The sequence below is a fragment of the Rhodococcus sp. EPR-134 genome (assembly GCF_001647205.1).
Classification (GTDB): Bacteria; Actinomycetota; Actinomycetes; order Mycobacteriales; family Mycobacteriaceae; genus Rhodococcus_F; species Rhodococcus_F qingshengii.
This window is the reverse complement of sequence record NZ_LVCT01000096.1, coordinates 1-6,122: the sequence shown is the minus strand read 5'-3', so window position 1 is coordinate 6,122 and position 6,122 is coordinate 1. Positions and strand designations below refer to the sequence as shown.

Below are 6,122 nucleotides of genomic sequence, written 5' to 3'. Positions count from 1 at the left end.
CTTCCGATCGATCTTCACAGTGAGATCACCGGGCTCTGGATACCCGCCAAACGACGGGACGTGATCTACGTCCGACATGACGCCGAAGGCAAATACCGCGAGCACATCATCTGCCATGAACTCGCACACATCGTCATGGCTCATCAGAAGAGCAACAAACAGGACTTCCTCGAGTACCTACGCACGAATATTCGCCGGGTCTCACCGCAGCTGCCGGACTACATGATCCACCGACTTGCGTTGTCACAGGTCTGCTTCACCCGTTCCACCCACACACTCCACCCGGTCGAAGTAGAGGCTGAGGAGCTGGCGACACTGATCATGGCTAAGGCCGACGAGATGCGTGCCCCCCTCTACCCAGACGATCTGCCGGAGACGCAGAAGAACCTCCTCCTACGTCTCGCAGGGATGATGGGTTGGCAAGTGCAGTGACTCTTTACAACTTCGCAGGCACACTCGTCCCGATCGCGCTCTTGACGTTTGTCGCGTTCAGAATCCCGATGTGGAAACGGAACCCGGACAGTCGGCCCCTCACAAAAGTGTTGGCCGCCCTCGGTTTAGGTCAAGCCGCGCGCATCCCCGTACTCTCCGACGACTACGTCGATGTTTGGCTTCACGACCTGACAGGTATCTGGAACATTCCGGACGCCACTGCGGTTCTGCTCGGAACTTTCGCCTTCTGCTGCATCGGCGAAGCCGTGGCAACTGTCGTTCAAAGCCCGTCATTCAACAAGACACGCCACCGACTGTTCACAGCAACTATGGTCACCGTTGCCGGCGTCGGGTTCCTGCTGTCGCCAGCGACTGACACGCCGACGAACTTCGTCTCGCGTGATTTCCCGCCCACTGGACCACTTTTGCTCTACTGGGGCGCGTATCTGGGGACATTGCTTTACGCGTTGGTGTTCGCGCTGTACTACCTCTTCGGGTTGCTCAGGGAACGCAGAGTGCGCAGCGGGCCGCTCGGTCGAATAGTGGCCGTTCTCGCCGCAGCATGTTCTCTCGGGTTTCTCTACGGGATCAACAAATTGCTGTATCTAGTTCTCCAAGCCGCTGGCGTCGAGAACTGGTACACCGATCATGCCCAGACGATCACATTGGTACTTGTCCTTGGCCCGATGATCATCGCGGGCTACGCACTTCTCGTGTTTGCGACCGCGATACTTCCGGACCGGTTGCGGCGCTATCAAGCGATCCGCGCCTACAGCGCGGAATACGAAAAGATCGTTGCCACAGGAACAAACATGCTCATCCCACGCGACGCGGCCGTGTACAGCACCCGCCGCGCCGCGTGGAAAGGCAGCCGAACACCTGTTGCTACGCACCGCATGATGGTTGTGTTGTCCGACGCTGCGAAGGGCCCAGTCTCGGCGTAGTCGAGTTGTCAGTTACTCGGCGCGAATTGCATGGACAAGCCAGGTAACCGGCCCGAACTGTGCCTCGTCGTAAGGAACGTCACGGCCGATTGTCGCTCCGAATTCCTTGATCGTGGTTTGGTCCGCGATCACCCACCCGCGTGCTCCTACCCACGCAACCGGGTCTGCGACATGCGATTTGAATCCGATGCCCGCCGCTGTCGCCATCCCGGCAAGTTCCTTGGTCTGCTCTTCGGCGATCATTCCGGGCGCAAACGAGACGAACAGCAACTCGGATCCAGGCGCGCTTACCGCGGACAGTTCATCGAGAATCTGATCGTTCTGCTCGTCGGTGAGGTACATCAGAATGCCCTCCAAAACCCACACTGTCGGAACGTCGGCGTCGAATCCCGCTGCGGTCAGTTGTTTTACCCAATCGCCGGTCAGATCTGCGGGGACCACTGAGCGCGGGCCTGTCGCCTTCGCATTGGACTGTTCGAGAACCGGTTCTTTGAATGCGAAGACGTTCTCCAAGTCAACCTCGAAGAACGCGACGTCGTCGGGTAGGCCCAGGCGGTATGCCCTTGTGTCGAGGCCGGCCGCGGGCAGCACGACCTGGCGGGCACCTCGTGACACTGCAGCTTCGATTCGGTCGTCCAGGTAGCGGGTACGCGCCGCAACCGATTCGTATACGCGACTGGTGATGACGTGCTCGAGCTTGGCTTGTCCGACTGGCAGCCCTGATGCCTCCACGAGCGCGGATGCCAGCGGATCTTCGAACAGGGCATCGTCGCGAGTCGATTCAAGAGCCCGGAAGTGCGCGATCAGAACCGACGTTGAGGAGACATCTCCGGTTGCGTTGAATGCACTCATGTGTAGTGTGCCTGAGCCTTTCGTATGTTTTGGTCGTGAGCGCCATTCGCGCGGCACCCTCTTCCGTGAGCGAACTATTCGGCAGGGTACGAGAGATCAGCTGGCATCGCGAAGGCGACACCGGCCGGCCATCTCAGTGAGTAGCCGTCGAGATGCGGTCGTAGTCCTCGTGTGGCGCTGCCACCTGCACATCCGATCCTGCCGTCGAATCGATCTGACGGTTTCGCCACAACATTGCCGCACCACCGAGCAACGCGATCACGCCGACTGCACCTAACCCCATGGGCGCGTACTGAGTTCCCCACACGATCAGCCTCTTGTATCGGACGGCTTGTGCAAGCTGCTCGGACTTCGTCTGCGCATCCAACGCCGGGGCCATCTCCACAATCGTCACCGACTCCGGATCGTCCGCCGTGCGGGCGTAGTACTGCCGCGCGTACTGATTGCCGGCAACGATTGCCCCGGTGACGGGCTCAACCCACAAGTCCCTCTTCGCGGTGTAGAAGCGGTGCATCAGCACCTGCGCGTCCGGATCACCGGACAGCCCCCACACGGACGCGGGGAGGGTGAGTTTGCCTCCAGTGTCCATGGGGTCGATCGTGTGGGAGAAGTGGAAGACCTCGGTGCCGTCGATCTGGGTCGTTTCGACGAAGTCGATCGGATACGTTTCGCGGGCCAACGTGTCGAAATATGGGTAGGACTGCTTCTGCAGGTGGAAGGGGAACTTGAAGTTGACGCCTTCCGCGACGACTTCCTCTCCCGGTTTGTCTGCGTATCTCTGGATGGTCGCCGGCGGATCCTGGACCGGCATTGCTGTTGCCCTGTCCACAGTGACGCGATAGACGTTTGCGCTGACAACAGCAGCGTCGCCTTCGCGGTCGTCACGAGTTACTTTCTGTGTCGACTGGATCGTCACGATGTCGGAATTCGAAGGTTCCTCGCCCGTGACGTATTGCTGGACTGTCACAGCCACGCCGGAGTTGATCACCACTTTCCCGGTGTCGATCGCGCCCATATCCAACAGGGTCGCGTTGTTGTCTGTGGCCACGGTGGGCGCATCGATCGACAGCGGCGTTTTCACGAGTTTCGGTGCAGCATAGGTCGGAATCAGCACGGCCACGGTAGTGAAACCAGCTCCCAATCCGATCAAACCAAGAGCAGCAGCACGCTTCGTTCTAACAGTTGCCATTTCACTTGCCTCCCCCAACGGATCTTGAGCGTCTCGATCGTCATGTGCAGATCCGCGCCGGGCAAGCCTATCGAGGCCACGATTCGCGAACATCTGCGACCTTCTCCCGCGCGGAACCTGCGATCGAATCCGCATTCCGATGCTGCGGCGGAGGACGATCACTCCGCCGCAGCATCGTGGCTAGCTGGCGAGCGGGAGAAGTTCCGTAACGCCCAATGGATTGCGGTTCAGCTGGTGCACCGTTGTCGCATAGTCGAGAACCTCGTCGGTGTGCGAGATCAGGATTGGCGCTGCGAACAGATCGCTTATGGTTTCTACGATCGCCCGACGACCTTCGTCATCGAGATACTGGGTGATCTCGTCGCCGAATATCTGATCGGGCAACCCGCCGTCTGTGACCTGCATCGAGATTCCCAATCGGAAGGCAAGCCCGGCCCGCGCTTTTTCGCCTCCGGAGAGCAGTTTCGTCTTGCGGAGTCGGCCATCGGCAAGTTCCACGCAGGGAACAAAATCTGTACCGAGGTGGAAGGCGACGTGTTCTCCACCGAAACGTTGCAGCAGTTCTGTCGCGGCTTCCGAAATCTGTTGGGTGCATTCGGCGAGCAAGTCTGACCGCAGAGCGGTGAGAGCATCCGCAACTCCGCGTGCGACTTCGGCGACCCGTAGCGCTTCGCACTTGCGTGCCCACTGATCGCGGGCGATATCTGCTTCGTTCGCCACCTGCGCAAGTCCGGTGCGCGCGCTCGAGAGCACTGCCCATGCCTCGCTCACGGTCCTCTCTGCTTCGTCGAGCCGGGTCCGTGCATCGCTGGCTGCCGTTTCGGCCGCGTGAACGATCTGTGGATCCGGGGCGTCGACAATTGCGGATTCTGCGTTGTCGACTGCGCCGTTCGCTGCCTGAAGATCGTGGGCTGCTTTGTGCTCGTCGATGAGCAGCCGGTGTTCTGCCCGTAGCTCTGTCGATCGGCTGTCTACGGTGCCGTGGACGACCCGTGCGGCCTGTAGGCAGGATTGGACGTTCGTGCGGTCCGTCAGTTCCGGGGCTATGTCGTTGTCCAGGCTGGCAAGCAGTTCTACCAGTGCATCGAGCTTCTCGGTTTCGTTCTGGAAAGCTGCTTCGCCGCGTTCTCGAACCTGTTCGGCATGGTGTTCGGCTTGTTCAGCGCCGGTGAGTTCTTGTCGTGCTGAGGCAACCTGAGCGTCGATCTCCCTTCGCTTTCCGGCTAGTGCAGCAGCCTGTTCCACCGCTTTCGCTTCGGCCGACTGCGCGGCGGTTAGTTTCGCCTCCAAGTCGGTGATGAGCGCATCGAGATCGTTGATCGATTGACGGCACGTCGGGCAATGGGCTTGGCCAATCGACTGGCGCAACGTGTGCAGCGACTTCGTGAGCGTTACCGCATCCTTGCGGGCGGCGGCCTCGTCTCCATTTGCAGTGCGTATCGAATCGACAACTGCAGCTAGTTCAGTATCTGCCCGTTCCAGTCGTGATTGGGCGGCGACGACATCGAAACTGTCAGCTGCCTTCTGTGCCCGTGCAGTGTCAGTGATGGCTACAGCAACTGCCTCTGCTGCGCCAGCAAGACTCGCGCCTGCTTCCGTGATCCTGCGCAACGAAGTCTGTAGCCCGGTGATCCTGTGCTGCAGCTGATCCGGATCTACGCCAGTGAGGTTTCGATCCGTGACAGTTACGTGTAGTCGTTCCCATCGATCTCGAGCGTTGTCCGCGAGTGCTTTGGCTGCGACTACGGCGTCACGAGACTGTTGTGCGCTTCGCTCCGCGGTTCGCAACTCGTGTGCCCTTGCGTTGCATTCTTCCCAGTCTCTGCGCGCCCGCTTTGCCTTCGCGTCCGCTGCACCATGAGCAGCTTCGGCCTCACCGAACACCTTGCCGGCCTCCATCTCAAGCTCCTCGGCAGTGGTCACTGCCTCCGGCGATCCCACCGTGCCGTCGGCGACCGCCTGTTTGTCGTTCGCGGACTTGCGTGCCTGTTCACGGAGTTTGGTTACCTGCGATACACCGGTGTGTTCTTCGACGAGTGCGGTTACTTCGGTGGGCGTGGCCGTGGCCAGGGCGTCGACCTCGCCTTGCGCGATCATGTTCGCGCCGCGAAATGCACGGCCTGACATACCCAGAATCTTGGTGACCTCACTCGTCATCAATGTCGGACTCATGCCTTCGATCTCGACACCGTTGCGCCACATGCGGGCACTGGTCTTCTCCACTGGCTTGCCGCCACGATTACCTCTGCGCATCTCTCGCACGGTTCGGTAGGTGTCCTGTCCGTGGCGCCAGGTCACGTCTGCTCCGGCCAATTCCTTGTCGTCGGCTTTGTCATGCCGGAGGTCGATCAGGTCGATACCCGGACCGGGGTCTCCGTACAGTGCGAATCCGAGGGCTCCGAGGAAGGACGACTTTCCGGAGCCAGGAGGGCCAATCAGTGCGTGAATTCCGTTGGTATCGAAGTCGATCTGCAAGTCTTTAATCGATCGGTAGTTATAGATATGTCCGCTGGTGATCTGCATGGTCTACGTCCTCGTCTTGTCCGCGTGCGGGTGGAGCGAATTTGATAGACCGAACCTAAAAGTGGGCGGTCAGGCGTGCGGCACGCCTCGTGATCGGGGTTGGTTGACTCTTGTCAGGCTGATTCTTCGGCAGGGGCCAGCTCGGCCAGTGCACGATGCGCATGGGCGATGACGGGGGTTCG

At 60.1% G+C, this 6,122-nt stretch carries 4 protein-coding genes and 1 pseudogene; 2 read left to right on the top strand and 3 right to left on the bottom strand.

Translation table 11 applies throughout. The annotated features are described in order from the left end of the window. Both A2J01_RS36260 and A2J01_RS04860 read left to right on the top strand, forming a co-directional pair. Positions 1–432 (top strand): annotated as a pseudogene (locus A2J01_RS36260) (hypothetical protein); the annotation flags it as partial. Continuing rightward, the gene (locus A2J01_RS04860) at positions 429–1,376 is read left to right on the top strand and encodes a hypothetical protein (protein WP_047269096.1); all 948 of its coding nucleotides are present in this window, start codon (positions 429–431) and stop codon (positions 1,374–1,376) included. The pseudogene A2J01_RS36260 and the gene A2J01_RS04860, both read left to right, overlap by 4 nt. Positions 1,377–1,388: 12 nt before the next feature. Here the strand turns inward: A2J01_RS04860 and A2J01_RS04855 are convergent, their stop codons facing one another. The 3 genes from A2J01_RS04855 to A2J01_RS04845 all read right to left on the bottom strand — a co-directional run bounded on the left by A2J01_RS04855 (position 1,389) and on the right by A2J01_RS04845 (position 5,940). Then, positions 1,389–2,228, bottom strand: coding sequence for a class I SAM-dependent methyltransferase (locus tag A2J01_RS04855; RefSeq protein ID WP_052959769.1), 840 nt, complete (start codon positions 2,226–2,228; stop codon positions 1,389–1,391). A 133-nt stretch (positions 2,229–2,361) separates the two neighbouring features. Next, positions 2,362–3,417, bottom strand: a complete 1,056-nt coding sequence (locus A2J01_RS04850; RefSeq protein ID WP_064112197.1) for a DUF3068 domain-containing protein — start codon at positions 3,415–3,417, stop codon at positions 2,362–2,364. A 180-nt stretch (positions 3,418–3,597) separates the two neighbouring features. Then, complete coding sequence (locus tag A2J01_RS04845; RefSeq protein WP_064112196.1) at positions 3,598–5,940, bottom strand: AAA family ATPase; 2,343 nt, start codon at positions 5,938–5,940, stop codon at positions 3,598–3,600. Between the last annotated feature and the right edge of the window lie 182 nt (positions 5,941–6,122).

What these genes read in the sequence shown, in the direction of transcription:
- A2J01_RS04855 (WP_052959769.1), bottom strand. Translation starts at nt 2,228, where the DNA reads ATGAGTGCATTCAACGCAACCGGAGATGTCTCCTCAACGTCGGTTCTG.
- A2J01_RS04850 (WP_064112197.1), bottom strand. Translation starts at nt 3,417, where the DNA reads ATGGCAACTGTTAGAACGAAGCGTGCTGCTGCTCTTGGTTTGATCGGA.
- A2J01_RS04845 (WP_064112196.1), bottom strand. Translation starts at nt 5,940, where the DNA reads ATGCAGATCACCAGCGGACATATCTATAACTACCGATCGATTAAAGAC.